The organism is Stenotrophomonas sp. YJH_SMC_29, from assembly GCF_059371235.1.
In genome coordinates this window covers 124,195-149,785 of sequence record NZ_JCAFUK010000005.1, presented here as the reverse complement: position 1 = coordinate 149,785, position 25,591 = coordinate 124,195, and the positions used below count along the sequence as shown (strand labels likewise).

At 68.4% G+C, this 25,591-nt stretch carries 31 protein-coding genes; 7 read left to right on the top strand and 24 right to left on the bottom strand.

Annotated elements, in window-relative coordinates:
* Positions 1-91: 91 nt before the first annotated feature.
* From ptsP to AC5P9I_RS07770, 13 genes are all read right to left on the bottom strand, one after another.
* Positions 92-1,861, bottom strand: a complete 1,770-nt coding sequence (ptsP, locus tag AC5P9I_RS07830; protein WP_049469655.1) for a phosphoenolpyruvate--protein phosphotransferase — start codon at positions 1,859-1,861, stop codon at positions 92-94.
* Between the two features lie 2 nt (positions 1,862-1,863).
* Positions 1,864-2,133 (bottom strand): HPr family phosphocarrier protein, encoded by a 270-nt coding sequence (locus tag AC5P9I_RS07825; protein WP_235644986.1) that lies wholly within the window; start codon positions 2,131-2,133, stop codon positions 1,864-1,866.
* A complete protein-coding gene (locus tag AC5P9I_RS07820) occupies positions 2,126-2,518 on the bottom strand; it encodes a PTS sugar transporter subunit IIA (protein WP_010483657.1) in 393 nt (130 codons plus the stop codon). Before AC5P9I_RS07820 ends, AC5P9I_RS07825 begins: the two co-directional genes overlap by 8 nt.
* A gap of 411 nt (positions 2,519-2,929) precedes the next feature.
* The gene (rapZ, locus tag AC5P9I_RS07815; RefSeq protein ID WP_176422038.1) at positions 2,930-3,814 is read right to left on the bottom strand and encodes an RNase adapter RapZ; all 885 of its coding nucleotides are present in this window, start codon (positions 3,812-3,814) and stop codon (positions 2,930-2,932) included.
* Positions 3,815-3,841: 27 nt separating this feature from the next.
* Positions 3,842-4,792 (bottom strand): HPr(Ser) kinase/phosphatase, encoded by a 951-nt coding sequence (hprK, locus tag AC5P9I_RS07810; RefSeq protein WP_005408388.1) that lies wholly within the window; start codon positions 4,790-4,792, stop codon positions 3,842-3,844.
* Complete coding sequence (locus AC5P9I_RS07805) at positions 4,789-5,241, bottom strand: PTS sugar transporter subunit IIA (protein WP_053462355.1); 453 nt, start codon at positions 5,239-5,241, stop codon at positions 4,789-4,791. Before AC5P9I_RS07805 ends, hprK begins: the two co-directional genes overlap by 4 nt.
* A gap of 21 nt (positions 5,242-5,262) precedes the next feature.
* Positions 5,263-5,580, bottom strand: a complete 318-nt coding sequence (gene hpf, locus AC5P9I_RS07800; RefSeq protein WP_005415556.1) for a ribosome hibernation-promoting factor, HPF/YfiA family — start codon at positions 5,578-5,580, stop codon at positions 5,263-5,265.
* 58 nt (positions 5,581-5,638) lie between these two features.
* Entirely contained in the window at positions 5,639-7,060 is a 1,422-nt protein-coding gene (locus AC5P9I_RS07795) for an RNA polymerase factor sigma-54 (RefSeq protein WP_049466087.1), read from the bottom strand.
* Between the two features lie 40 nt (positions 7,061-7,100).
* A complete protein-coding gene (gene lptB, locus AC5P9I_RS07790) occupies positions 7,101-7,820 on the bottom strand; it encodes an LPS export ABC transporter ATP-binding protein (protein WP_049466089.1) in 720 nt (239 codons plus the stop codon).
* Positions 7,820-8,386: a lipopolysaccharide transport periplasmic protein LptA gene (gene lptA, locus AC5P9I_RS07785; RefSeq protein WP_049466091.1), complete on the bottom strand. Its 567-nt coding sequence runs from the start codon at positions 8,384-8,386 to the stop codon at positions 7,820-7,822. Before lptA ends, lptB begins: the two co-directional genes overlap by 1 nt.
* A gap of 101 nt (positions 8,387-8,487) precedes the next feature.
* A complete protein-coding gene (gene lptC / locus AC5P9I_RS07780; protein WP_049466093.1) occupies positions 8,488-9,063 on the bottom strand; it encodes an LPS export ABC transporter periplasmic protein LptC in 576 nt (191 codons plus the stop codon).
* Positions 9,060-9,608, bottom strand: a complete 549-nt coding sequence (locus AC5P9I_RS07775; protein ID WP_049398160.1) for a KdsC family phosphatase — start codon at positions 9,606-9,608, stop codon at positions 9,060-9,062. Before AC5P9I_RS07775 ends, lptC begins: the two co-directional genes overlap by 4 nt.
* A gap of 66 nt (positions 9,609-9,674) precedes the next feature.
* Complete coding sequence (locus AC5P9I_RS07770; RefSeq protein ID WP_049466095.1) at positions 9,675-10,676, bottom strand: KpsF/GutQ family sugar-phosphate isomerase; 1,002 nt, start codon at positions 10,674-10,676, stop codon at positions 9,675-9,677.
* Between the two features lie 54 nt (positions 10,677-10,730).
* Between AC5P9I_RS07770 and AC5P9I_RS07765 the strand changes: the two genes are divergently transcribed.
* From AC5P9I_RS07765 to AC5P9I_RS07755, 3 genes are read left to right on the top strand one after another with little or no spacing between them, the layout of a single operon-like run.
* The gene (locus tag AC5P9I_RS07765) at positions 10,731-10,961 is read left to right on the top strand and encodes a BolA family protein (protein ID WP_021202589.1); all 231 of its coding nucleotides are present in this window, start codon (positions 10,731-10,733) and stop codon (positions 10,959-10,961) included.
* A gap of 21 nt (positions 10,962-10,982) precedes the next feature.
* Entirely contained in the window at positions 10,983-12,254 is a 1,272-nt protein-coding gene (gene murA, locus AC5P9I_RS07760) for a UDP-N-acetylglucosamine 1-carboxyvinyltransferase (RefSeq protein ID WP_049466097.1), read from the top strand.
* Positions 12,251-12,568, top strand: a complete 318-nt coding sequence (locus tag AC5P9I_RS07755; RefSeq protein WP_049466099.1) for a hypothetical protein — start codon at positions 12,251-12,253, stop codon at positions 12,566-12,568. The genes murA and AC5P9I_RS07755 overlap by 4 nt, the downstream gene beginning before the upstream one ends.
* 87 nt (positions 12,569-12,655) lie before the next feature.
* On the opposite strand, the gene AC5P9I_RS07750 is transcribed toward AC5P9I_RS07755, so the two are convergent.
* The 7 genes from AC5P9I_RS07750 to purM form a co-directional block, all read right to left on the bottom strand.
* Entirely contained in the window at positions 12,656-13,339 is a 684-nt protein-coding gene (locus AC5P9I_RS07750; protein WP_049466102.1) for a DUF3108 domain-containing protein, read from the bottom strand.
* A gap of 2 nt (positions 13,340-13,341) precedes the next feature.
* Positions 13,342-14,169: a DUF3108 domain-containing protein gene (locus tag AC5P9I_RS07745; RefSeq protein ID WP_049466104.1), complete on the bottom strand. Its 828-nt coding sequence runs from the start codon at positions 14,167-14,169 to the stop codon at positions 13,342-13,344.
* 68 nt (positions 14,170-14,237) lie between these two features.
* Positions 14,238-14,897, bottom strand: a complete 660-nt coding sequence (gene purN, locus AC5P9I_RS07740) for a phosphoribosylglycinamide formyltransferase (protein WP_049466105.1) — start codon at positions 14,895-14,897, stop codon at positions 14,238-14,240.
* Positions 14,894-15,556 carry a DUF2238 domain-containing protein gene (locus AC5P9I_RS07735; RefSeq protein ID WP_049466108.1) on the bottom strand — a complete coding sequence of 221 codons (663 nt, stop codon included), beginning with the start codon at positions 15,554-15,556 and terminating at the stop codon, positions 14,894-14,896. The genes purN and AC5P9I_RS07735 overlap by 4 nt, the downstream gene beginning before the upstream one ends.
* A gap of 41 nt (positions 15,557-15,597) precedes the next feature.
* Positions 15,598-16,020, bottom strand: coding sequence for a hypothetical protein (locus tag AC5P9I_RS07730; protein ID WP_049466110.1), 423 nt, complete (start codon positions 16,018-16,020; stop codon positions 15,598-15,600).
* Positions 16,017-16,502 (bottom strand): hypothetical protein, encoded by a 486-nt coding sequence (locus AC5P9I_RS07725; RefSeq protein WP_064237790.1) that lies wholly within the window; start codon positions 16,500-16,502, stop codon positions 16,017-16,019. Before AC5P9I_RS07725 ends, AC5P9I_RS07730 begins: the two co-directional genes overlap by 4 nt.
* A 21-nt stretch (positions 16,503-16,523) precedes the next feature.
* The gene (purM, locus tag AC5P9I_RS07720) at positions 16,524-17,582 is read right to left on the bottom strand and encodes a phosphoribosylformylglycinamidine cyclo-ligase (RefSeq protein ID WP_049466113.1); all 1,059 of its coding nucleotides are present in this window, start codon (positions 17,580-17,582) and stop codon (positions 16,524-16,526) included.
* 99 nt (positions 17,583-17,681) lie between these two features.
* On the opposite strand from purM, the gene AC5P9I_RS07715 reads away from it, so the two are divergent.
* The 3 genes from AC5P9I_RS07715 to hda are packed head-to-tail and all read left to right on the top strand — an operon-like array spanning position 17,682 to position 20,697.
* Positions 17,682-18,821, top strand: coding sequence for a DUF2066 domain-containing protein (locus AC5P9I_RS07715; RefSeq protein ID WP_049466115.1), 1,140 nt, complete (start codon positions 17,682-17,684; stop codon positions 18,819-18,821).
* Positions 18,818-19,990: an AI-2E family transporter gene (locus tag AC5P9I_RS07710; RefSeq protein ID WP_049466117.1), complete on the top strand. Its 1,173-nt coding sequence runs from the start codon at positions 18,818-18,820 to the stop codon at positions 19,988-19,990. Before AC5P9I_RS07715 ends, AC5P9I_RS07710 begins: the two co-directional genes overlap by 4 nt.
* The gene (gene hda / locus AC5P9I_RS07705; RefSeq protein ID WP_049466118.1) at positions 19,990-20,697 is read left to right on the top strand and encodes a DnaA regulatory inactivator Hda; all 708 of its coding nucleotides are present in this window, start codon (positions 19,990-19,992) and stop codon (positions 20,695-20,697) included. Before AC5P9I_RS07710 ends, hda begins: the two co-directional genes overlap by 1 nt.
* A 483-nt stretch (positions 20,698-21,180) precedes the next feature.
* On the opposite strand, the gene murU is transcribed toward hda, so the two are convergent.
* From murU to AC5P9I_RS07685, 4 genes are all read right to left on the bottom strand, one after another.
* Positions 21,181-21,891, bottom strand: coding sequence for an N-acetylmuramate alpha-1-phosphate uridylyltransferase MurU (murU, locus tag AC5P9I_RS07700; RefSeq protein ID WP_049467458.1), 711 nt, complete (start codon positions 21,889-21,891; stop codon positions 21,181-21,183).
* Positions 21,888-22,913: an aminoglycoside phosphotransferase family protein gene (locus tag AC5P9I_RS07695; RefSeq protein ID WP_057495021.1), complete on the bottom strand. Its 1,026-nt coding sequence runs from the start codon at positions 22,911-22,913 to the stop codon at positions 21,888-21,890. The genes murU and AC5P9I_RS07695 overlap by 4 nt, the downstream gene beginning before the upstream one ends.
* 64 nt (positions 22,914-22,977) lie before the next feature.
* Entirely contained in the window at positions 22,978-23,247 is a 270-nt protein-coding gene (locus tag AC5P9I_RS07690; RefSeq protein ID WP_005415577.1) for a GlsB/YeaQ/YmgE family stress response membrane protein, read from the bottom strand.
* 69 nt (positions 23,248-23,316) lie between these two features.
* Positions 23,317-24,810, bottom strand: a complete 1,494-nt coding sequence (locus AC5P9I_RS07685; protein WP_049467454.1) for a M20 family metallopeptidase — start codon at positions 24,808-24,810, stop codon at positions 23,317-23,319.
* Between the two features lie 201 nt (positions 24,811-25,011).
* Between AC5P9I_RS07685 and AC5P9I_RS07680 the strand changes: the two genes are divergently transcribed.
* The gene (locus AC5P9I_RS07680; RefSeq protein ID WP_032969157.1) at positions 25,012-25,338 is read left to right on the top strand and encodes a ComEA family DNA-binding protein; all 327 of its coding nucleotides are present in this window, start codon (positions 25,012-25,014) and stop codon (positions 25,336-25,338) included.
* Positions 25,339-25,591: the final 253 nt, after the last annotated feature.

Genomic DNA, 25,591 nt, shown 5'->3' with positions numbered 1-25,591 from the left:
ACCTCCTGGCGTTCAACGGGACGGGATCAGACCCTTCTCCCGCGGAAAAGGGATCTGACCCCAGGCATGCATGCCCGGCGAGCGGGTGGTATCAGGGCGTATCGGCCACCAGCGCCAGCCAGCGTTCGATGGCACGGCGGTCACGCGCGGCCAGCAGTTTCGGTGCGCGGGCGCGCAGTGCGCCCAGGTCAGCGTCGCGGATCGCGCGGCGCACTTCCAGCAGGGTGCCGGGGTGCAGGCTGAACTCGCTCAGGCCCAGTGCCAGCAGCAGCGGCGTCATCCGCGCATCGCCGGCCATTTCGCCGCAGACCGCGACCGGAATACGGTGGCGTGCGCCGGTCTCGATCACCATCTGCAGCAGCCGCAGCACGGCGGGATGCAGCGGTGAGTACAACTCGCCCAGCGCCTCGTTGTTGCGGTCGGCGGCCAGCAGGTACTGCACCAGGTCGTTGGTGCCGATCGACAGGAAGTCGACCAGATCGATGAAGCTCTCCAGCGCCAGTGCAGCCGCCGGCACTTCGATCATCGCGCCCAGCGGCACGTGTTCGGCCACCATGTGGCCTTCGGCGCGCAGCTGTTCGCTCAGCTTGAGCATGCGCCGGCGCACCGCCAGCAGTTCCTCGCGGGTGCTGATCATCGGCACCAGCACGCGCAGCTTGCCGTAGGCGGAGGCGCGCAGGATCGCGCGCAGCTGGGTGTCGGCCACTTTGGGTCGTGCCAGCGACAGGCGCACGCCGCGCAGGCCCAGCGCCGGATTCTCTTCGTTGCTCAGGGTCAGGCCGGTGCGATCGGCCTTGTCCGCACCCAGGTCGAGCGTGCGGATGGTGACGGGCCGGCCGCTCATGCCCAGCGCGGCATCCCGGTAGGTCTGGAACTGTTCTTCTTCGTCCGGCAGCTCGTTGCGCTGCAGGAACAGGAATTCGGTGCGGTACAGGCCCAGCCCCTGCGCACCCAGCGCATGCGCCTGGGTGACGTCTTCCAGCGACTCGGCATTGGCCAGCAGGGCGATGTCGACCTGGTCGCGGGTGCGGCTGGGCTTGCTGCGCAGGCGGCCGAGCTCGCGCTGCTCGCGTGCGTGCTCCTTCAGGCGCGTGCGGTAGTCACGCAGGTTGTCCGCCAACGGGTTGGCGGTGATGCTGCCGTCGGCGCCGTCGATGATCAGCACGTCGCCGTCGGCGATGCGGCTCAGCAGCTGCGGCACGTTGACGATCAGCGGCAGGTGCAGGCTGCGTGCCAGGATCGCGCTGTGCGACAGCGCGCTGCCGGCGGCGGTGACGATGCCGACCACGCCCTGCGCCTGCAGCTGCGCCAGCTCGGACGGAGCGATGTTGTCGCAGACCAGGATCTCGCCGGCCAGGCCCTTCATTGCCGGCGCGCGTTCGGGTTGCAGGAAGGCATGGATACGGCCGATCACATGGTCCAGGTCGTCCATGCGGCTCTTCAGGTAGGCATCGTCCATGCCATCGAAGACCTTGGCCAGGCGGTCGCGCTGCAGGCGCAGGGCGTAACCGGCACTGTACGGGCCGCTGCGGATCAGTTCGTCCAGGCCATACAGCAGCTCCGGGTCGTCCAGCAGCAGCGCGTGCAGGTCCAGGAACTCGCCCACTTCCTGGTTCAGTGCGCCATGCAGGCGCTGCCGCAGCTCGTGCATTTCCATGCGCGCGGCATCCACGGCATGGTGCAGGCGCGCCAGCTCGGCCTCGACCTGGTGGGGGGCGACACGTTGTTCGGCCACTTCCAGCGCATGCGGCAGGCGCACCCGGGCCCGGCCCATCGCCGTGCCACGGGCGGCGCCGTGCCCGGCCAGCCGTTGTACCGGCCGCTGGCCCGGGGGAAGCTGGCCGGCGCGTGCGCGTGGCACGCTCAGCTGTCCTCGTCGAAGCGGCGTTCGAACAGGCCGACCACCGCCTCCATCGCGGCGGCTTCGTCCTCGCCGTTGATGCGGACCGTGACCGGAGTGCCTTGGCCCGCGGCCAGCAGCATCAGGCCCATGATGCTCTTGGCGTTGATCTCACGGCCCTTGGCGGCCATGGTCACGTTGCAGCGGAACGGTGCCAGGGTCTGCACCAGCTTGGCGGTGGCCCGGGCATGCAGGCCCAGGCGGTTGCTGACGGTGAGTTCTCGTTCAAGCATCGTCGACTATCGCTCCATTACGGGTACCCGCCGCGGCTGTGGCGGGCAGTTGATCCAGTCCCTGTTCCGGATAATTCATCACCCGCAGCAACATCGGCAGGCTCAGCGCCGACACCCGGCGAACCGGGGTCCCCAGCCGGGCCAGCTGCCCGGCAAGGTTGGCGGGGCTGGCGCCGTACAGGTCGGTCAGGATCAGCACGCCTTCACCGCCGTCGACCCGCCGCAGGGCGGCCGAGGCAAGTGGCAGCAGGGCGTCCAGGTCTGCGTCGAACGGTACTTCGAAAGCTTCGGTTTTCAGCGGCAATTGCCGCAGCAGCCGGGTCGCCACGTCTAGCAGGGCGGTCCCGACCCCGGGATGTGTTACGAGGAGAATGCCACAGGTCATTACCGCACGTTAACAGGTCAAGGTGAATTGGCGATAGCAGCAGGCGAGGGGTACTGTGTCCCGTATTCAGTGTTGCTCGCTGGCGAGCCCTTTTTCGCTGAAAAGGAGATCCGACGCCATCCGTTTTTCGAGGCCTGAAAGCGATTCATCCACGCATGGCGTGGATCCACGTGTCGACCAAGGTCGACACCCACCAACAGCATACGGAATCTGTCAGAGGCGGGGCGGTGTGGGCAGGCAGGACCGTTGGCGCCATGGATGGCGCCATCGAGCCCCCAGGGAGGGGTTCACGGCGTGTCCTGCCTGCCCACACCGCCCCGCCATCCCACGGACTGCCGCTTTTGCTGTTGCTGTTGCCGGCCAGCGGCCGGCACTACCGGCGGGTGCCGGGCGCAGCCCGGCCGACCCCCCTCAATCCTGTTCGCGGTGGTACGTGGCCACGTCTTCCCAGCCCTTCTCGCGCGCATGCCGGGCCATGCGCTCGGCCAGGTACACCGAGCGATGCTTGCCGCCGGTGCAGCCGAACGCCACGGTCACGTAGCTGCGCGTGCCATCGCCCAGTTTCGGCAGCCAGGTATCCAGGAAATCCATCAGCTGGGCCAGGTAGCGCTGCACGTCCGGCTGTGCCTCCAGGTAGTCGCGCACGCCGGGCTCACGGCCGCTGAGCGCGCGCAGGTCCGGGTCCCAGTGCGGATTGGGCAGCACACGCGCGTCGAACACGAAGTCCGCCTCGGCCGGTACGCCGCGCTTGTAGGCGAACGATTCGAACAGCAGCGACAGGCCGGTGGCATGGCCCATCGCGAACTCGGTGATGATCCGCCGCCGCAGCTGGTGCACGTTGAGGTGGCTGGTATCGATCACCGCATCGGCCTCACGGCGCAGCGGCGCGGTCAGTTCGCGTTCGCGGGCGATGGCCTCGGGCAATGACAGCCGCAGCTGGCTCAGTGGATGGCGGCGACGGGTGTCGGCGTAGCGCTTGAGCACCGCCTCGTCACTGGCTTCGAAGAACAGCACCTTCACTTCCACGCCGGCATCGGTGGCCAGCTGCCGCCAGTTGCCCAGTTGGCTCAGGTCGGCCTGGCCGCGGATGTCGATGCCTACCGCCAGCCGGCGCGGCGCGCTGCCGTCATGGTTGGCCAGCAGGCTGCGCACGAAGTCCGGCAGCAGTTGGATGGGCAGGTTGTCCGAGCAGTAGTAGTCCTGGTCTTCGAAGGTCTTCAGGGCGACGGATTTACCCGAGCCGGACAGGCCACTGACGATGATCAGGGTCGGGGCGGTAGGGGGTGCGGTGCTCATGGACAGGCTCTTCGCGGGGCAGGGGAATCAGGGGGTGCGCCGTTCCAGCAGGTTGCTGTGGCGGGCGATGAACATCGCCGCCGGATCAATGCCCTTGGTGCGCAGGATATGCAGGCGGGTCGCGGCCTCGGTCAGCACGGCCAGGTTGCGGCCGGGCATCACCGGCAGGGTGATCAGCGGGACATCCAGGTCCAGCACATGGCGGGTACCCGAGTCGCCGGTCAGGCGCTCGTAGCCATGCGGGGTGGGTTCGGTCATCGGCTTGGTCAGGTGGACGATCAGCCGAAGGTACTTGTTCTTCTTTACAGCCGTGTCGCCGAACATCTCGCGCACGTTCAGCACGCCCAGGCCGCGCACTTCCAGCAGGTCCTGCAGCAGCTCGGGGCAGGTGCCGTCGAGCACGTCCGGGGCGATCTGGGTGAACTCGGGGGCATCGTCGGCGACCAGGCGGTGCCCGCGGCTGAGCAGTTCCAGTGCCAGCTCGCTCTTGCCCGACCCGGCCTCGCCGGTGATCAGCACGCCGATCGAGTAGATCTCCATGAACACGCCATGCAGGATCACGCGGGGTGCCAGCGTGCGCGCCAAGTGGTAGGACAGATGGTTGAGCAGTTCGTGGCCGCGCTTGGGCGACAGCCACAGCGGCGTGCCGGATTCATCGGCGGCGGCACGCAGGTCTTCCGGGCACGCCTGGTTGCGGGTCAGCACCAGCGCCAGCGGATGCGACTGCATGATCTTCTCGATGGTCTCCCACCGCTGCCTTGGTTCCAGCGCGTCCAGCCAGGACAGTTCCTCGGTGCCCAGGATCTGCACCTTGTTGGGATAGATGGCGTTGAGGTAGCCGGCCAGCGAAGGGCGCCGCGAGACCGTGTTGCCGGCCTCCAGCTCGCGCTTCTCACCGGATTTGCCGGCGGCCCAGCGCAGTCCCAGCCGCTCGCGCTGCTGTTCGAACAGTTCACGGGCGGTGATGCTGGTATTCATGCGGCACTCGCAGGAGGGGTCATGTCCAGCGCCTCGCGCAGCGCGCGGGCATCGCCCGCTTCACGCAGGGCCTGGCGGATGTCGGGCACGGAGAACAGCTCGGCCAGCTCGGACAGCAGCATCAGGTGCTGGTGGGTGTAGTGGGCCGGGACGGCCATCGCAAACACCAGGTCCACCGGCTCGTCGCCGCCGAAGTCGACCGGGGCCGCCAGGCGCAGCAGGGCGCCACGGGGGCGGTCCAGGGCCGGCGCGCGGCCATGGGGGATGGCGATGCCGTGGCCGATCGCGGTGCTGCCCAGGGCTTCGCGCTGGCACAGGTTCAGATAGATCTGTTCGGCATTGGCCTGGCGGCAGGCCAGCAACCCGGCGGCGGCCTGCAGGACGCTGTCACGGTCGGAGGCCGTGCAGAGCTGGGTCTGCACGGCCGCCAGGAGGTCAGTCAGGGGCATGTCTGCGGGGAACGGTGGCGATCAGCCACCATTGTCGCCCACCGGCAGCGGTGCGTGCTGCTGTTTTTTCTCCTTGTGCTTGATGACCAGGCGGTCAAGCTTGTCCGCAAGCAGGTCGATCGCGGCATACATGGTCTGGCCACCGGCCTCGGCGTGCAGGGTCTGCCCGGGGATGTTGAGGCTGGCGTCGACGTGGTGTTCGGTCTTCTGCAGCTTGAGGGTCACCCGCGCTTCGCAGTGCTGGTCGAAGTGCTTTCCGATCCGGGCCAGCTTCTCCTCTACATAGGACTGCAGGGCCGGGGTGACTTCGACGTCTTTGCCAAACGTTTCGATGCGCATCGGGTTTCTCCTGTGTTCGGATGTGCCAATGAACCTCTCCGCCGGGCGCGGCGGCGCGTCAAGCGATTCTGACCCTTTCGTGCGAGGCGGAGATGTTCATGGCTTCACGATACTTCGCCACGGTGCGCCGCGCTACTGGAATTCCCGACGATTTGAGCAGCTCAGCCAGCTTGGCGTCAGAAAGCGGCTTGCGCGGGTTCTCATCGTCGATCAGGCGCCGGATCATCGCCTGGATGGCGGTACTGGACGCCTCGCCGCCGCCTTCGGTATCGATGCCGGAGGCGAAGAAGGCGCGCAGTGGCAGGGTGCCGCGCGGGGTGCGCACGTACTTGCGGGCGATCGCACGCGACACGGTGGATTCGTGCAGGCCCAGTTCGGCGGCGATCTCGCGCAGGGTCAGCGGACGCAGTGCCTGCTCGCCGAATTCGAGGAACCCGGCCTGTTGCAGGATCAGGCTGCGCACGACGCGCAGCAGGGTTTCGCCGCGCTGCTGCAGTCCCTTCAGCAGCCAGCGCGCTTCCTGCAGCTGGGCGCGCAGGTAACCGGCGTCGGCCTCGCCACAACGTCGGATCAGCTGTTCGTAGCCACGATGGATCACTACCCTCGGTCCGGCATGGCCGGCCAGCGCCGCACGCCAGATGCCGTTCTGCCGCCACACCACCACGTCGGGTACCACGTAGGTATCCTGCGAAAGCGGCGCAACCTGCGTGCCCGGGCGCGGGTCCAGCGAGCGCAGCAGGGTCACTGCGGTCTCGACCTCGTCCAGCGGCTGTTTCAGTTCATGGGCCAGCCCGGCGACGCCACTGCGTGGCAGCCGTTCCAGCGGGCCTGCGGCAATCTGTCGCGCCAGCGCCAGCCCCGGCGTGTCGCCAGGCACCACGTCCAGCTGCAGCTGCAGGCACTCGCCGAGCGTGCGCGCGGCAACACCGACCGGGTCGAAGCGCTGGATGCGGTGCAGCACCGCCTGGATCTCGTCCTCGTCGGCATGGATCGTTGGCAACAGCGTTTCCGCGATCGCGGCCAACGGTTCGCGCAGGTAACCATCGTCGTCCAGTGCATCGATCAAGGCCGCACCGATACTGCGGTCGCGGGCGGACAGATGCGACAGGTGCAGCTGCCACAGCAGGTGGTCGGCCAGCGTCTCGGTTTCGGCCACGCGCTCGGCCGCGCTGCCGGTGTCATCGTCATCGTCGAAGCTGCCGCCACTGCCGGCCGCGCTCCAGTCGAGCTCGGCCGGCGCCCAGTCGTCGCCGGTGTCGGTGCGTTCGGCGGGCGCGTCGGCCCCAGTGCTGCCGCCGCCGTCATCGGCGGTGCTGCTGTCGTTGCTGTCGGCCCAGTCCAGCAGCGGATTGCTCTCCACCGCCTGGGCGATCTCAAGCTCCAGTTCGGTCGTGGACATCTGCAGCAGCTTGATGGCCTGCTGCAGCTGGGGCGTGAGCACCAGCTGCTGTCCCAACGATGTCTGCAGCCGAGTCTTCATGCCTGTGCCGAACGGAAGGTAAGGGCCCCGGCGCCTGCGGTCACAACTTGAAGGAATCCCCAAGGTAGACGCGACGTACGTCGGCGTTGTCCAGGATCGCCTCCGGCGAGCCCTGGGCCAGCACGGTGCCCTCGGCGAGGATATACGCGCGGTCGCAGATTCCCAAGGTCTCGCGCACATTGTGGTCGGTGATCAACACGCCGATGCCGCGCTGCTTCAGATGGGTGACGATGCGCTGGATTTCGCCCACCGAGATCGGGTCGACACCGGCGAACGGTTCGTCGAGCAGGATCAGGCGCGGCTGCGCGGCCAGGGCGCGGGCGATCTCGCAGCGGCGGCGTTCGCCACCGGACAGGCTGGCACCGAGCTGGTCGGCCACATGGCCCAGCTGCAGTTCGTCGAGCAGGCTGTTCAATTCGCGTTCGCGGCCGGCCGAATCCAGGTCTTCGCGCAGCTCCAGCACCAGCCGCAGGTTGTCGGCCACGGTCAGCTTGCGGAACACCGAGGGTTCCTGCGGCAGGTAGCCCACGCCCTGCTTGGCACGGGTATACATCGGGTCGCCGGTGATGTCCTTGCCGTCGAGCACGATGCTGCCTGCATCGGCGGCGACCAGGCCGACGATCATGTAGAAGCAGGTGGTCTTGCCGGCGCCGTTGGGGCCGAGCAGGCCGACCACTTCGCCGGCGTCGAGGGTCAGCCCGAAGTCCTTGACGACTTCGCGCTGCTTGTAGCGCTTGCGCAGGCCCTTGGCGACGAGCATTACTTCTTGCTCCCGGTCGGCTTGGCCGGCGTGCTGGCCGGAGCCGCCGCCTTGGGCGCAGCGGCCGGCTGTGCAGCCGCGTTCTTGTTCTTCGGCGGAATGACCGTGCGCACGCGGCTGCCATCGCCACCGGAGTTCATCTCGCCGCTGCGGGTGTTGTAGACCATGCGCTGGCCGGCATTGGTGCCGCGCGCGCTGGTGACCTTGTAGTTGCCGGTCAGGGTGATGATCTCGGTCTTGATGTCGTAGTCGATGCGATCGGCCACCGCGTCCATCCAGGTGCCATCGTCGAGCTGCTGCTTCATCGTGGCCTGCTTGCCGGTGAACACCGCACGCACGGCTTCGCCATCCTTCAGGTAGATCTCGGCTTCGGACGAGCGGAGGTCCAGCGTGCCCTGGGTGACGGTCACCCCCTGCGACAGCACGGTCTTGCCGTCGCCGGTCAGCACGCCCGACTGGGCGCCGGCGTCGATGTTCATGTTCTCGTTGCGGTCGGTGGACTTGGCAAAGGCTGCGCTGGGAACAAGGAGACCGAGCGCGAGTACGGCTGCAAAGGGAATCTTCATCGGGGTCCGTTCTACCGGTGGGGCCGCCCGGAAACCCGGGGGCGGGTGGGGGAGCTGCCTTCCTTGCGCCGGTCCGGGGACGTCGCAGGAGGGCGGCGGAATCAGCGTCGGGGCGTGTAACGGCCCTTGGACTGGCTGAGGAAATGATACGTGTTGTTCTTCGAATCCACCTCGAAGCCGACGCCGGACTGTTCCATGCCGGGGCGGGTCATGACCACCCGCGCGTCGGTGCGGGCACGATTCTCCTTAGGGAAGACATCCAGGTGGTCGGTGCGGAAGGTGGTCGGCACCACGCCCGGACCGGCCGGGCTGTCGCCGGCGACATTGCCGCGCAGCTTCATCTGGTCGCCCTTGGCGCTGAGCCAGCCGGTCTCGGCGCGCAGGGTCCAGTGCTTGCCGTCCTTGTCCGGCATCTCGAACAGCGGCGTGGCGATGTTGATGGTCTGGTCGCCACGCTGGCGTTCCAGCAACGGCGCGCGCAGGGTGGTCGATTCCTTGCCCTGCTCATCCAGCGCGACGATCTGGAAGTCGTGCAGGATGTAGTCCACGCCGACGTCCTGGCCGGCCGCGGCCGCGCCCTTGTCGCGGTTGCGCAGGGCCGCCCAGCTGCTGAGCAGCGCGGCCAGCAGCAGGCCGATGCCAAGCACGGTGCGCCAGTTCAGGGTCGGCAGGTTCATGCGCCGAACCTCGCCAGCACCGCGTCCACATGGCCCTGGGCAGCCAGCAGGATGTCGCACAGCTCACGTGCCGCGCCACGGCCGCCATCGGCGCGCGTCTGCCAGTGGACGCGCTCGGCGATCCACGGGTGGGCATTGGCCGGGGCCACTGCCAGGCCGACCGCGCCCAGCGGCGCCAGGTCCGGCAGGTCGTCGCCCATGAAGGCCACCTGCTCCAGGCCGATGCCATGCTGCGCACACAGCGCCTGCACGCTGGCCAGCTTGTCGCCCACGGCGATCTGGGTGTCGATGCCGAGGTCGGCGCCGCGCTTGAGCGCGGACTGGCTGTTGCGCGCGGTGATCAGCACGGGGTGGATACCGTGCTGCTGCAGCAGTTTCAGGCCCAGGCCATCCTGCACGAAGTACGCCTTGCTCTCGTTGCCGTCCTTGTCGTAGTACAGCCGACCGTCGGTGAGGGTACCGTCCACGTCGAAGCAGGCCAGGCGGATGCGGGCCGCGGCGGCATGCAGGTGGGCGGGGAAGGCGGGCAGGGGGGACCAGGGCATCAGGGGGGCGGGCTCGGTGGATTCGGGTGGGGCGTTACAGACTGAATGGGGTCTACGGACTGTCGGTTAAACCACCCGGGCCCGCAACAGGTCATGAATGTTCAGGGCGCCGACCGCGCGGCCCTGGCCATCGACCACGATCAGGCCATTGATTTTCTGGGTTTCCATCTGCCGGGCGGCCTCCACGGCCAGCTGGTCGGCGCCGATGGTGCGGGGGTTGCGGGTCATCACATCGGCGATCTTCGCGGTCCGCACGTCCAGCGCGCTGTCCAGCGCCCGGCGCAGGTCACCGTCGGTGAACAGGCCGATCAGCACACCGTCGGCATCGACCACGGCGGTCATGCCCAGCCGTTTGCGGCTCATTTCGACCAGCGCCTCGCTGAGGCTGGCGTCGGCACCCACGCTGGGCAGGTCCTCACCGGTGTGCATGACGTCGGTGATGTGCAGCAGCAGGCGGCGGCCGAGGCTGCCGGCCGGGTGCGAGCGGGCGAAGTCGTCGGCGGTGAAGCCGCGTGCATCGAGCAGGGCCACGGCCAGCGCATCGCCCATCGCCAGCGAAGCGGTGGTGCTGGAGGTCGGCGCCAGGGCCAGCGGGCAGGCCTCGGCCGGCACGCTCACGTCCAGGTGGATGTCGGCGGCGGTGGCCAGGCTGGACTGCGGGCGGCCGGTCATGGAAATCAGCAGGTTGCCCTGGCGCTTGAGCACCGGCAGCAGCATCAGCAGCTCGTCCGACTCACCCGAGTAGGACAGTGCCAGCACCACGTCGTCCTCGGTGATCATGCCCAGGTCGCCGTGGCCGGCTTCACCGGGGTGCACGTAGAACGCCGGTGTGCCGGTGGAGGCCAGGGTGGCGGCGATCTTGCGGGCGATGTGCCCGGACTTGCCCATGCCGGTGGCAACCACCCGGCCGCGACTGGCCAGGATCGCCTGGCAGGCCTGCTGGAAGGCCTCGCCGAGGCGGGTGGCGACCGCGTCGAGGGCCTGCTGTTCGATCTCGAAGACGCGGCGGCCACTGGCGACCAGGCTGGCCGGATCGACGGAACGGGGGGGCAGGAGGGACTCGGCCATGCGGACGCCACGCAGCGGAAGTAGAATGAGCGCTCATTTTATTAGGAAAGCCCGTTGGACGCCGACACCATCCGCAACCTGATCGAAACCGGCCTGCCCGGCGCCCGCGCCGACGTGCGTGGCGACGATGGCGTGCATTTCGAAGCGACCGTGGTCTGCGAGGCCTTTGCCGGCAAGATGCCGCTGGCCCGCCACCGGATGGTCTATGCCACCCTCGGCGACCTGATGGGCGGCGCGATCCACGCGCTGGCGCTGAAAACCGTGACCCCGGCCGAAGCCGGCTGAACCGCAGAAGATCCCCAATACATGGCCAAGATCGTTGTGACCGGCGGCGCTGCGCTGCACGGTGAAGTGAGCATCTCCGGCGCCAAGAACGCCGTCCTCCCCATTCTCTGCGCGACCCTGCTGGCCGATGAGCCGGTGGAGATCACCAACGTGCCGCACCTGCACGACGTGGTCACCACGGTGAAGCTGCTGGGCGAACTGGGCGCCAAGGTCACCATCGACCAGGGCACGCTGTCGCGCGGCAGCGCGATCGTGGTCGATCCGCGGCCGGTCAACCAGCACGTCGCGCCGTACGAACTGGTCAAGACCATGCGCGCCTCGATCCTGGTGCTGGGCCCGCTGCTGGCCCGCTTCGGCGCGGCCGAAGTGTCGCTGCCCGGCGGCTGCGCGATCGGTTCGCGCCCGGTCGACCAGCACATCAAGGGCCTGCAGGCGCTGGGCGCCGAGATCGTGGTCGAGAACGGCTTCATCAAGGCCACGGCCAAGCGCCTGAAGGGGGGCCATTTCACCTTCGACATGGTCAGCGTGACCGGCACCGAGAACGTGCTGATGGGCGCGGTGCTGGCCGAAGGCACCACCATCCTCGACAACTGCGCGATGGAACCGGAAGTGACCGATCTGGCGCATTGCCTGATCGCGCTGGGCGCAAAGATCGAAGGCCTGGGCACCGCGCGCCTGGTCATCGAAGGCGTCGAGCGCCTGTCCGGTGGCCGCCACGAAGTGCTGCCCGATCGCATCGAGACCGGCACCTTCCTGGTGGCCGCAGCGATGACCGGTGGCAAGGTCACGGTCAACCGTGCGCGCCCGAACACCATGGACGCGGTGCTGTCCAAGCTGGTCGAGGCCGGTGCGAAGATCGAGACCACCGACGACACCATCACCCTGGACATGCAGGGCAAGCGGCCGAAGGCGGTCAACCTGACCACCGCGCCGTACCCGGCCTTCCCGACCGACATGCAGGCGCAGTTCATGGCGCTCAACTGCGTGGCCGACGGCGTTGGCGTGATCAATGAAACGATCTTCGAGAACCGTTTCATGCACGTCAACGAACTGCTGCGCCTGGGCGCGGACATCCAGGTCGAAGGCCATACCGCCATCGTGCGCGGCAGCGATCACCTCAGCGGTGCGCCGGTGATGGCCACCGACCTGCGTGCCTCGGCGTCGCTGATCCTGGCCGGGCTGATGGCCCGCGGCGAGACCACCATCGACCGCATCTACCACCTTGACCGTGGCTACGAGAACATCGAAGAGAAGCTGTCTTCGCTCGGCGCCACCATCCGGCGCGTGCCATGATCCTGCGTGGCAAGTTCAGCCCGCGCCGCAAGGCGCTGCTGGCCCTGGTCCTGATCGTGCTGGCGTGGCTGGGCTACGCCTGGTACGCCAACATCGCCATCACCCAGGGCATCGAGCAGAAGGACATGGACTGGAATGGCGATGGCACGGTCTCGCGCGACGAGATCATCGAGTCGTTCTATGCCGTTGCAGTGAACGACAGCCAGGAGGGCAACCGCCATTGCCGCACCTTCGTCTGGCGCAGCACCGGCGAGCAGATCCGCGTGGACTGCCGCACCGAGTTCAAGCCGGCCGCGGCCGAGGAAAAGAAGTAAGAAAAACGCCCGCGAAAGCGGGCGTTTTCTTTGCGCGGTGCCTGGGGCCGGATCCCTTTCCATCGGAAAGGGCTCCGACCCCGGCGCTCAGTTCATCGCCTTGATGGTCAGGTCCAGCGCGTCACGGCCACTCTCACGCTGCAGCATGCGCGCCGGCACCGGGAATTCCGGCACGATCCAGGCGATCAGCTCCTTGTTGCCGTCGGCACGCGAGACCTTGGTGGCTTCGTAGCTCTTGCCGCCCACGGTGATCGACTCCTTGCCGACCACGCGATAGGTCATGTTCTTGATGCGGCCTTCGTCGACCATGCGATAGGTCAACGGCTTGCCGGCCGCCAGGTCGCGGGCGATCGCCAGGTTGATCAGCAGGGCATCCATGTCACCGGCCTTCAGAGCGATCGGGCCGGCCCGGTCCGGCTTGATGTCGCCGGTCCAGGTGGCCTGGTTGCTGGTCCAGTTGTAGGTGGCCTGCACGTTGCGCTTCTTGACCAGCAGCGCCGAACGGTCCTGGCTGCTGAGCGGGCGCAGCTGGCCGCGTACTTCCTCGAACACGGTGCTCTGGCTCAGGTCCGCCAGCTGGTTCTTCACCTGCAGCGTGTAGCGCCACTTGTTGGCGCCCTCGCTGCTCAGGGTCATGCTGCCATTGGCCTGCATGCCCATGTAGCTGGCGAGATAGTCGGCCTTGAACGGCTGCAGGGCCATGGCCGGCAGGCTGGCCACCGACAGGGCGGCCGCAGCGATCCAGGCGAGGGGGCGGGTCAGGGTGCTCATGCTCAGACTCCTTGGTATTCGATCAGGCGCAGATCGACGCGGTCTTCGCCGTCTTCGCGTTGCAGGATGCGCACCGGGGTGGGAACTCCGTTGGCGATCCAGAGGATGGTTTCATTGTTGCCGCCGTTGGTCCGGTAGACCCGCAGCGCGTTGTAGGACAGGTCGCCGACTTCGACGTTCTCGGTCTGCGGCGCGGCCTGGTAGTCATGCTGGCGGACCTTGCCCATGTCCACGTAGCGGTAGTGCATGGTGGCACCCGGACGGGCGTCGCGCATGATCGCCAGATTGATCAGCAGGGCACTCTGGTCGCCCGGCTGCAGCGGAATCGGCTGCGCACGCTTCTTCTCGACGTCGCCGCTCCACTGCGCGGTACCGGCCTGCCAGTTGTACGTGCCGACCGCCTTCTTGCCGAGGAACAGGCCCTTGCGCACCGTGCTCTGGCTCAGCGGTGCATAGGCGCCGGCGCGCTCCTCGAAGACCGTGCTCTGCTCGATGTTCAGGCCCAGCACGCTGGCGAACCCGCGGCGGCCGACCACCTGCATGTCGACCCGCCACTGGTTGCCGCCGGTATGGGTGACCTGCATGCTGGCATCGCCGGCCTCCTTGCCCTTGTAGAAGGCCTGGTAGGTGGCGCTGAACGGCTGCAGCGGCGGCGGTTCCCACGCCAACGCCGGCAGGGCCGGGGCCGCCGCTTCGGCCGGCGGCTGCACCGCTGGCACCGGCGCCGGAGCGGGCGAGGCGGCAGGCGCCTGCGCCTGGCCCCAACCCACTCCGGGAAGCACGACAAGCGACAGCAGCAGTGAAGTGGACAGCAGGGTCGTGGTCTTCATGGAAGAGAGGAGCCGCAGGAGGTGGGCAGGATGCCAGCCCCGCAGTCAGCGGGGCGTGTGCGTGGGCGTTACCGGTTCAGGTTACCGGCGGAATCTAGGGCCAGCGGGCTAAACAGGGGGTGACCGTCCAGTTGCGGCTGGCCCTCCCGTTCAGTCAGGCGGCCGGCGCACAGCAGCTGCAGCGTGGCGATCAGCAGGGGATGCTCCACCGCCAGCACGCGCGTGGCCAGGGTGTTGGCGTCATCGCCGGGCAGCACCGGTACCCGCACCTGGGCCAGCACGGCGCCGGCGTCCAGCTCGGGTACGACCAGGTGCACGCTGGCACCGTGCTCGGCGTCGCCGGCGTCCAGTGCCCGCGCATGCGTGTCCAGCCCCTTGTGCAGCGGCAGCAGGGAGGGGTGGATGTTGACCAGGCGGCCATTGAAGCGCTGCACGAAGGCGGCGCCGAGAATGCGCATGTAGCCGGCGCAGACGATCCAGTCCGGCGCGACGGCGGCCAGTGCATCGCCCAACGCCTGCTCGTAGGCCGCGCGGTCTTGGAATTCCTTCGGCGCATGCGCCCAGCGCAGGGCAGCGTCGACCCGCTGCAGCGCGGCGGCAGCGGGGCGGTCGGAGAACACGCCGACGACCTCGGCGGGCAGGCGGCCGCCGGCAATCGCATCGAGGATGGCCTGCAGGTTGCTGCCACGGCCGGAGGCAAGCACCGCAATGCGGGTGGGCGTGGTCATGGCCGGGTGCTCCGGCGGATCAGCGGCCAGGTCAGCAGGCTGCCCACGGTGGCCAACAGCATGTCGGCGTGCGCGTCCCACATGTCACCCTGCTGCCCGTTGTAGGCCTCGGCGGCATCCGGCGACAGGGCCAGCGCGATGGCCCACTCGAACCACTCGTAGACCAGGCTGGCGCACATCACCGTCATCACCGCCAGGATGAAGGCCTGGCCCCGACGCAGGGCCGGCCACGCGTGGCCGGCCAGCTGCAGCAGCGCCGGCGTGAAGCAGACGCCGAACAGGAAGTGGATGAGGCGGTCGAAATGATTGCGCTGCCAGCCGAACGCCGCGTTGGGCGACCAGCCGGTCAGCGCCTGCGCCCACGCGTCGTAGGGCACGTTCGAGTACAGCCAGCGCGCCGCCACGCAATGCAGCGCGATGAAGCCGCAGATCGCGATGAACGCGCCGTTGCCCAGCCAGCCACCACGGCGGTCGACCCACAGCAGGGCGGCCAGCCCGACCACGGTCAGCGTGCTGTGCAGGGCCTGCTCGGTGGGCCAGAGCGGATGGATCCAGCTGATTGCGAACACTGCCAGTACGGCGGCAAAGGCCAGCCGCTTGGGGCCCGGAAAACGGGAGGCGGTGGGCGGGGCGGTCGTCGGTAGCGCGGGCGCGGACATGGGGAGTCGATCAGGGGAGGGCGGAGCGTCTGCCGGCAAGCTCAGACGCGGAGATGGTCGCCGCGGTCGAACAGGGCGGCCATGTCCGGCCTGGACAGGAACACCCAGGCATAGGCGGTCAGGGCCATGCCCAGCGGGCCGGCCAGTACCGCCAGCCAGGCCGCGCGCTGGCACCAGGCCAGCCCGGTGCGGCGCGACAGCAGGCGCGCGGTGTGCAGCTGCACGAAGCCAAGCGCGGCAGCCAGCACTGAAACGACGCCGTACACAGTGGCCAGTACCGCGCCATCGTCCAGCCCGCGCGCGCTGGCGACCAGGCCGATGAAACCGAGGAAGGTCAGCGCGGCCAACCAGTGGAAAACCGCCAGCGCGTAGAACAGTACCTTCAGCGTCTGCAGGTGGCTGCCCAGCTGCAGGTGCGCCAGGGTCTGATGCGGCAGCGGCGGTGGCGTGCCCGGAATCGTCATGCCGCCGTGCCAGCTGCATCGAACGCAGCCTTGACCTGCGGGCGCAGCAGCGTGATCAGGCTGAGTACTCCCAGCACGGTACCGATCGGCGTGAACAGGCAGGCCAGCCCGGCCACGATCAGGCACAGCAGGTAGCGGCGGCGGCGGGCCAGGCAACGGCCGGCGTAGGCCACGAACGCGCCCAGGGTGACGCCACCGAACACGATGACACAGCCGATCAGGACGAACATCCAACCGAACACGCGCTGTTCGGCCGGCGACGAGGGCTGGCCGCCGGAGTTCATCGGCAGGTTGCCGGTGAGCGCGGTGACGCCGAGCACGATGTGGACGATGAAGATCAGCGAGAACAGCGCGATCAGGCCGCCGACCACGTAGTGCGCGATTGACAGCATGCGCAGGTGGTCGGCGTCCTGGGGGCCGAACGCCGGTACCGTCGTCGCCGGCGGCACGGGGGCGGGGGGCAGTGGGGGCGTTGCGTCCATGCGGGCTCCTCGGGGTCGGGTTCAGCCGATGCGGACGCGCTCGGCGCCTTCGGCGGTGACCACCTGGCCGATGGTCCAGTGGTCCAGGCCCTGGGCCTTGACCGCCTCGGACACCGCAGCGACCTGGTCGGCGGCCACGATCAGCACGAAGCCGATGCCGCAATTGAAGGTGCGCCACATCTCGCTGTCGGCCACCGCGCCTTCCTTCTGCAGCCACTGGAACACCGGCGGCAGGGTCCAGGACGAGGCCTGGATGTCCAGGCCGAGGCCATCGGGCACCACGCGGATGATGTTCTCGGTCAGGCCGCCACCGGTGATGTGGGCCATGCCGTGGATGGCGGCACCGTGCGACTTCAGCAGCGCCAGGATCGGCTTCACATAGAGGCGGGTCGGTGCCATCAGCGCGTCGACCAGCTTCACCCCGCCTTCCAGCTCCAGGTCGGCCGGGCGGCCGGCGCGGTCGTAGATGCGGCGTACCAGCGAGTAGCCGTTGGAGTGCGGGCCGGACGAGGCGATGCCGATCAGCACGTCGCCTGCGGCCACGCTGGCGCCGTCCTTCAGCTCGCTCTTCTCGACTGCGGCGACGGTGAAGCCGGCCAGGTCGTACTCGCCCGGGGCATACATGTCGGGCATTTCAGCGGTTTCACCGCCGATCAGCGCGCAGCCGGCCTCGGTGCAGCCGTTGGCGATGCCGCCCACGACCGCTGCGGCGGTGTCGATGTCCAGCTTGCCGGTGGCGAAGTAGTCCAGGAAGAACAGGGGCTCGGCACCCTGCACCAGCACGTCGTTCACGCACATGGCGACCAGGTCGATGCCGATCGTATCGTGGCGGTTCAGCTGGTGGGCCAGCTTCAGCTTGGTACCCACGCCGTCGGTGCCCGACACCAGCACCGGCTCGCGGTACTTGTTGGACAGGTCGAACAGGGCCCCGAAGCCGCCCAGGCCACCCATCACTTCCGGGCGGAAGCTGCGCTTGACCAGGGGCTTGATCCGCTCGACCAGCGCGTTGCCGGCGTCGATGTCGACCCCCGCGTCACGGTAGGTGAGGGGGGAGGGGGCGGAAGACGGGGTGTTGGTCACGGGCGTCGGCGCTGGCAGGGGTTGAACGGGCGATTTTAACAGGCCGCATTGGCGCAAAGGCCGTATTCGGGCAACAATTCCCCCGGATTCGTCGAGCCAATGGATGTCCTGATGCGCCGCAGCCTGATTCTGACCCTGCTCCTTGCACTGAGCCTGCCGGTGGCCACGATGGCCCAGAGCGGTCTGCGCACCGAGGGAGATGTCGCCACCGCTTCGGGGGCCTACGAGGCCGAAGTGCCCGTCAACAGCCAGGCCGAGGCCGATCGCAACGGTGCCCTGGCCCGTGCCCTGAGCGCGGTGCTGGGCAAGCTGTCCGGCGACCGCAACGTGATGTCACGCCCCGGCGTGGTGCAGGCGCTGCGCAATGCCAAGGACTACGTGGCCAGCTACGACTACAAGCAGGACCAGAGCGTGGGCGCCAGCGGCGCGCCGAGCTTCCGGACCCTGCTGGTGGCCCGCTTCCGCGAGGACGACGTCGATGCGCTGGTCTCGGCGCTCGGCCTGCCGCTGTGGCCGCAGCCGCGGCCGAAGCCGGTGCTGTGGCTGGCGGTCGATGACGGCAGCGGCCCGCGCCTGGTCAGCGTGCAGCAGGCCAACGCCGCCCGCCCGTTGCTGAACCGTGCCATCGAGCGGGGCTACAAGCTGGGCCTGCCCAGCGGCGGCGCTGCCGAACAGGCCCTGGCCGGGGCCATCTGGCGCCAGGACAGTGCCGCCGTGGCCCGCGCCTCCTCGCGCTACTCGCCACCGATGCAGCTGATCGGCAAGCTGTACCGCGCCAATGGCGGCTGGCAGGCGGACTGGGTGTTCGTCGACAACGGCCGTGAACTGAACAAGTGGACCAGCAAGGACGCCAACGCCATGCGCGCGATGGCGGCCGGCGCCGACGGTGCCGCCGACGCGCTGGTCAAGCGCTACGCCAAGGCGGGGGCGGCCACGGGCCAGGCCGGCACCTACCGCGTGGTGGTGACCGGCATCAACAGCGCCGATGACTACCTGCGCCTGGCCGCGGGCCTGCGCGAAGTGCCGGTGGTGCGCACTGTCACCCCGCTGCACGCTTCGGCCGGCCAGCTGGAGCTGAGCGTGGAGATGACCACCGGCCTGGCCGGCTTCAACCGCATGCTCGGCGACAACGGCGTGCTGGTACCCAGTGCGCCGCTGCCGGCGCTGCCGACCCCGATCGATGACACCACCGGTGCCCCGGTGGCCGCGCCGGTCAGCAACGAGTACCGCCTGCGATGACCCTGACCCCGGAAGCTGAAATCGCGCAGTTCCTGCGCCGGCTGAAGTACATCCTGTTCGCCGGCCTGATCGGCTGGGTGGTGTGGCTGCTGGCGCCGATCCTGACCCCGTTCGTGATGGCGCTGGCGCTGGCGTGGCTGGGCGACCCGCTGGTGGACCGCATCGAGGCCACCGGCCGCTCGCGCATGACCGGCGTGGTGCTGGTGTTCGCGGCGATGGTGCTGGTGATCGTGGCGCTGCTGCTGGTGCTGGTGCCGATGATCGAGCGCCAGATCACCACCCTGATCGCGGTCGCGCCGCAGGCACAGGCGTGGCTGATGGAAAAGGGGATTCCCTGGTTCGAGCAGAAGACCGGCCTGGAAGTGATGCAGTGGCTGGACCCGGACCGCCTGATCGAGTGGGTGCGCAGCCACTGGCAGCAGGCCGGCGGTTTCGCCACCACGTTCATGGGCTACGTGTCGCGTTCGGGCTTTGCGATGGTGACCTGGGTGGTCAACATCCTGCTGCTGCCGATCCTGGCGTTCTACTTCCTGCGCGACTGGGACAAGCTGGTGGAGCGGGTGGCCTCGGTGATCCCGCGCAACCACATCGGCACCATCAGCGCGCTGGCGCGTGAGTCCAACGAAGTGCTGGGGGCGTTCATCCGCGGCCAGTTCCTGGTGATGCTGGCATTGGGCGTGATCTATGCCGGTGGCCTGTCGCTGGTCGGCCTCAAGCTGGGGCTGCTGATCGGCCTGATTGCCGGCCTGATCAGCTTCATCCCGTACCTGGGCGCGACCACCGGCGTGCTGATGGCGGTGATCGCCGCGCTGGTGCAGGCGCAGGGCTTCGACCTGAAGCTGCTGATCCTGGTCGGCGTGGTGTTCACCGTGGGCCAGTTGCTGGAAAGCTACGTGCTGACCCCGCGCATCGTCGGCGACAAGATCGGCCTGCACCCGGTGGCGGTGATCTTCGCGGTGATGGCCGGTGGCCAGCTGTTCGGCTTCCTCGGCATGCTGCTGGCGCTGCCGGTGGCGGCAGTGACCAACGTGCTCCTGCGCTACGCCCACCAGCGTTATCGCCAGAGCGAGCTGTATGTGGGCGAGAAGCCGGCGATCGTGCTTGACGGGGTGGTCGACCAGCCCCATATCCTGCTCGATCCGAACGACAAGGGCCCCGACCTGAAGTGATGGGTGTGCCGCAACTGCCGCTGGCCCTGCATTACCCGCGGGACCAGCGCCTGGAGACCTTCATCGGCGCGCCGGATGGCGCGCTGGCGCAGCTGCGCGCGATCGCGGTCGGCGCCAGCCACGACTGGGTCTACCTGGAAGGCGCGGCGGGCACCGGCAAGACCCACCAGGCACTGGCGATGTGCTCCAGCGCCGAGCAGGCAGGGCGCCTGCCGACCTACGTGCCGCTGGCCAGCGCCGCCGGCCGTGTCCGTGCGGCGCTGGACGGGCTGGATGCGCGCGAACTGGTGGCGTTGGACGGCCTGGACGAAGTGGCCGGCAATCGCGAGGACGAGGTCGCGCTGTTCGACTTCCACAACCGTGCACGTGCGGCTGGAGTCACTGTGTTGTACACGGCGCAGAAGTCGCCGGGCGAGCTGGGCCTGCTGCTGCCCGACCTGCGCTCGCGGCTGGGCCAGTGCGTGCGCGTGCTGCTGCAGCCGCTGGATGAGGAAGGCCGTGCCGCGGTGCTGCGCGAGCGCGCGCTGCGCCGTGGCCTGGCGATCGATGAGGCGGCCATCGAGTGGCTGCTGTCGCACACCGGTCGCGAGCTGGGCGGATTGATCACGCTGCTGGACTGGCTGGACCGTGAGTCGCTGGCGGCGAAACGGCGGATCACCGTGCCGTTCCTGCGCCAGGTGCTGGAAGAAGGTCGGCCCCGTTACTGAGGGATGTTGTTCGGCAGGGCCGCGCCCTGCACCCGCGGTAGTGCCGGCCGCTGGCCGGCAACGTCAACAGCAACGTCAACGTCAACGGCAGAAGCTGGCTTCCTGAGGGGAGGCGGGGTGGCTCAGGTTGCGGCGGACGGCGCAAGTACGTCCCTGTAGCCTCGGTCGCGCCATCCATGGCGCTCACGCCCCCGCAACCTGAGCCACCCCGCCTTCGACAGGTTCCCGCGGCTGTTGGCGGGTGTCGACCTTGGTCGACACCCGAGCAAGCGCAGCGAAGCGACCCGCTTTTGCTTTTCTTTCTTTCTTCCGTGGCTGGACGCGCACGGAAACTGTCAGAGGCCGGGCGGGTGGGCCATGCAGGGGCGTTGGCGCCATGGATGGCGCCATCGAGCTTACAGGGACGTACTTGCAGCGTCCCCTGCATGGCCCACCCGCCCGGCCAAGCACGCGATCCGCTCTACGCGACCAACCACGAGGGGCTCAGCCGTTCGCCGCCAACTCCGCATCGAGCGCGCGCAGACGATCAACCGTCCCGACGTCGGTCCAGCGCCCGCGATGGTGCTGCCCGGTCATCAACCCCTGCGCCATGAAATGCTTCTGCAGCGGCACCACCGAGAACTTCGGCGGCAGCCGTTCGCTGCCCGGCGCGTCGCCGATCACCGCGCGCCAGTCGGCCACGATCGACGGACGGTACACGCCGATGCCGGCATAGGTCAGGCACGGCCCTGCGCGGTCGTGGTGCAGCAGGCCCCGTGCATCCAGGCGGTAGTCACCATTCGGGTGCTGAACCGGATTGTCGACCAGCACCAGGTGCGCCTGGCCCTGCGGCTCGCGCGGTAGTGCAGCGAAATCAAAATCGGTCCAGATGTCGCCGTTCACCACCAGGAACGGGGCGTCGCCCAGCACCGGCAGTGCGTTGAGGATGCCGCCACCGGTTTCCAGCGGGGTCTGTCCTTCGTACAGGAAATGCAGGCGCAGGCCCCATTGGTGGCCATCGCCCAGCGTTGCCGGGAACTGCTCGGCCAGCCACGCGGTGTTGACCACCACCTCGCGCACGCCGAGTGCCGCCAGGCGTTCCAGGTGCCAGACGATCAGCGGCTTGCCGGCCACTTCCAGCAACGGCTTGGGCGTGTGCAGGGTTAGCGGGCGCATGCGCTCGCCCAGCCCCGCGGCAAAGATCAGCGCCTTCATCGGGCCACGCGCAGCGGCGCACCCAGCTCGGCCAACGCCGGCTTGATGCGGTCCTCCAGCAGCCGCTGCAGCGGTGCCAGTTCGGGATAGCGCGGCAGCACTTCATCCAGGTAGCCGATGAAGCGCGGCGCGTCGTCCAGGTAGTGGCCCTTGTTGTCGCGGTAGCGCAGGCGGCAGAACAGGCCGAGGATCTTGACGTGGCGCTGGATGCCCATCCAGTCGGCATCGCGCAGGAACGTGGCGCGGTCGGGCACCGGCAGGCCGGCATCGCGCGCGCGCGCGTGGTACTGCGCCAGCCACGCGTCCACGCGTTGCAGCGGCCAGCTCAGGAAGGCGTCCTTGAACAGGCTCACCGCGTCGTAGGCGATCGGGCCACGCACCAGGTCCTGGAAATCCAGCACCGCAGGGCCATCGTCGACCGGCATCAGGTTGCGCGGCATGTAGTCGCGATGGGTCATCAGCTGGGCCTGGCCCAGCGCATTGTCCATCAGCCGGCGATGCACCAGCTGCAGGCCTTCGATCTCGCCGCAGTCCAGTTCAAGGTTCAGGTGGCGCTGCAGGAACCATTCGTCGAACAGGCCGGCATCGCGCTGCAGCAGCGCTTCGCCGAACTGGCCGAAGTCGGCCGGCACCGGAATCGCCTGCAGGCGCAGCAGCTGTTCGATCGCGCGGCCGAACCATTCATCGGCGTTGCGCTCGTCGAGGATCCTGGCCAGGGTCGGGCCGCCGAGATCTTCCAGCAGCAGGAAGCCGGCCTGCAGGTCCTGCGCCAGCAGTGCGGGTACGCGCAGGCCGTTGTCATGCAGCAGGCCGCGCATGCGCAGCCACGGTCGCGGATCTTCCAGCCCCGGTGGCGCGTCCATCACGATGTGGCTGCCGCGCGTGCTGGTGGTGCGCCAGTAGCTGCGCATGCCGGCGTCGACCGAGGCGCGCTCGACCACGGCGTTGGCATCCTCGAGCTGGGTACGGGCCCACTGCAGGCGCTGCGCGCTGCGCTGGGGATCGGAGGCGGGTTCGGTCATGCGGGCATATCCGGGCGCGCCGGGCGCGCCAACGTCGGCAACAGGAAGGGAAGGGGGAACGGCGTCAGCGGCGACCGCTGAACAGGCGCAGGACGGCCAGCACGGCCACCGCGCCCACCACCGCACCGAGGAAACCGGCCGGTTCGCCGGGGGCGTACCAGCCCATGTACTGGCCGAACCAGCCGGCCAGCAGGGCACCGAGGATGCCCAGCACGATGGTCAGCAGGCAGCCCATGCGGTTGTTGCCGGGCATGAAGAAACGCCCGAGCAGGCCGACGAAGAAGCCGACCAGCAGGATGTACAACCAGCTGCTGCTGCCGAACAGACCATTCATGCGCGCGGATTCCGCTTGAGTGTGGACGCAGCCTAGCAAGGCCAGGCTGCGTCCGTCACCGGTGCCGGGTCAGCAGCAGCCGTGGTCGCCGTGGCGGGTACCGCTGTCGGCCGCTACCGGCGAACCGCTGGTCTCGCCGCGCAGGCTCGCGGCGTAGTGCTCGCTGATCACCTTGGACACGCAGGCGGTCACCTTCTTGCCCATCGGGATGTGCAGGAACTCGTTCGGGCCGTGCGCGTTGGAGTGCGGGCCGAGCACGCCGGTGATCATGAACTGCGCACCCGGGAACTTCTCGCCCAGCATGCCCATGAACGGGATCGAGCCGCCTTCGCCCATGTACATCGCCGGCTTGCCGAAGAAGGCCTGGCTGGCATCCTCGATGGCCTGGGTCAGCCACGGCGCCATCGCCGGGGCGTTCCAGCCGGTAGAGGCCTTTTCCAGGTCCAGGGTGACCTGCGCGCCGTTCGGCGGATCGCGCAGCAGCGCTTCCTTCAGCAGTTCGCCGCAGGTCTTGCCATCGGCGGTCGGCGGCAGGCGCAGCGACAGCTTCACCGAGGTCTGCGGGCGCAGCACGTTGCCGGCCGATTCCAGCGGCGGCATGCCGCCGACGCCGGTGACCGACAGGGCCGGGCGCCAGGTACGGTTGAGCACCAGCTCGGTCAGGTCCTCGTTCATCGGACGCAGGCCGTCGACCATCGGGAACTTCTCGAAGATCTCGGTATCGACCACTTCGGCGGCGCGCTTGGCCTGTTCCAGGCGTTCGGCCGGGATCTCCACGTTCATGCCGTCGATCAGGATGCGGCCGGTGTCCTGGTCCTCGATGCGCGACAGCAGCTGGCGCAGCAGGCGGAAGCTGGACGGCACCACGCCGGAGGCATCGCCGGAGTGCACGCCTTCGTTGAGCACCTTCACGGTGAAATTGCCGCCGGTCAGGCCGCGCAGCGAGGTGGTGCACCACAGCTGGTCGTAGTTGGCGCAGCCCGAATCCAGGCAGACCACCAGCGACGGCTTGCCGATGCGGTCGGCCAGGTGGTCGACATAGGCCGGCAGGTCGTAGCTGCCGGACTCTTCACAGGCTTCGATCAGCACCACGCAGCGTGCGTGCGGCAGGCCCTGGGCCTGCAGCGCCAGCACCGCGGCCAGCGAGCCGAAGATGGCGTAGCCGTCGTCCGCACCGCCGCGGCCATACAGCTTGTCGCCACGCAGGACCGGGGTCCACGGGCCGAGATCGTCGTCCCAGCCGGTCATTTCCGGCTGCTTGTCCAGGTGGCCGTAGAGCAGGATGGTGTCGTCACCGGTCTCGGCGCCGGTGGCCGGAATTTCCAGGAAGATCAGCGGGGTACGGCCTTCCAGGCGCACGACTTCAACCGTCAGGCCGGGCAGCTGCTGGGCCTTGGCCCAGTTCTCCATCAGGGTGACCGCCTGTTCCATGTAGCCGTTCTGCACCCAATTGGCGTCGAACATCGGCGACTTGTTGGGAATGCGGATGTAGTCGACCAACTGCGGGACGATTTCGCTGTCCCACTTGTCATTGACGAATTGGCCGAGCTTGGCGCTGTCCATCTGATACTCCGGTTGCATGGGCTGTGATCGCGCCATTCTACGCCTGTGCCGCGGGTAGGGTTTTTCCTACATCACGTCGGGTATTTGGCTGGCTTACGGAAATCCGGGAAACCGATAGGCTGTGCACATGTGGTGACGGACACTGTTCCTGCCGACGGGATTGCCGGTCGGGGCGGCCAGAATCACAGGGAGATACACGTCGTGCCTTGGAGTGTCGTGTTGAGGGCACTGGTGCTGGTAGTGGGGATCGCTGGGGCGCATGCCGCCGAACCGATCGACATCAACCGCGCCGATGCGCAGGCGCTGCAGCAGGGACTGACGATGGTCGGAGCCGCCAAGGCCGAGGCGATCGTCGAGCACCGGCGCAGACACGGCCCGTTTCATCGCGTCGAGGACCTGACGCAGGTGAAGGGGATAGGGAAAGCGATCGTCGAACGGAATCGACAGCGGATCACCGTAGGCAACAGGTTGTTGCCGGCGGATCCGGTACCCGGATCGGTACCGGTGCGGACCGTACCCAGGCGCTGACAGCAGGAATCGTCGGAACCGGCAGGAGGCTGGTTCACCGGTCGCGGACAGGAAGGCCGTGACCACCGACCGCCGCAGGACGCGGCACCAATCACCAGGATGGTGGCATCACAGACCTGTGGAAGGGGCTGAGATACAAACAGGACAGACGCGGCCGCGTGCAGGACGCAACGCTACCCCCACAGCGCAGGATGCGAGGGGGCGGCAGCAGGCCGACAGGGACGTAACGATTGCCCGGTACGACACATGGCTG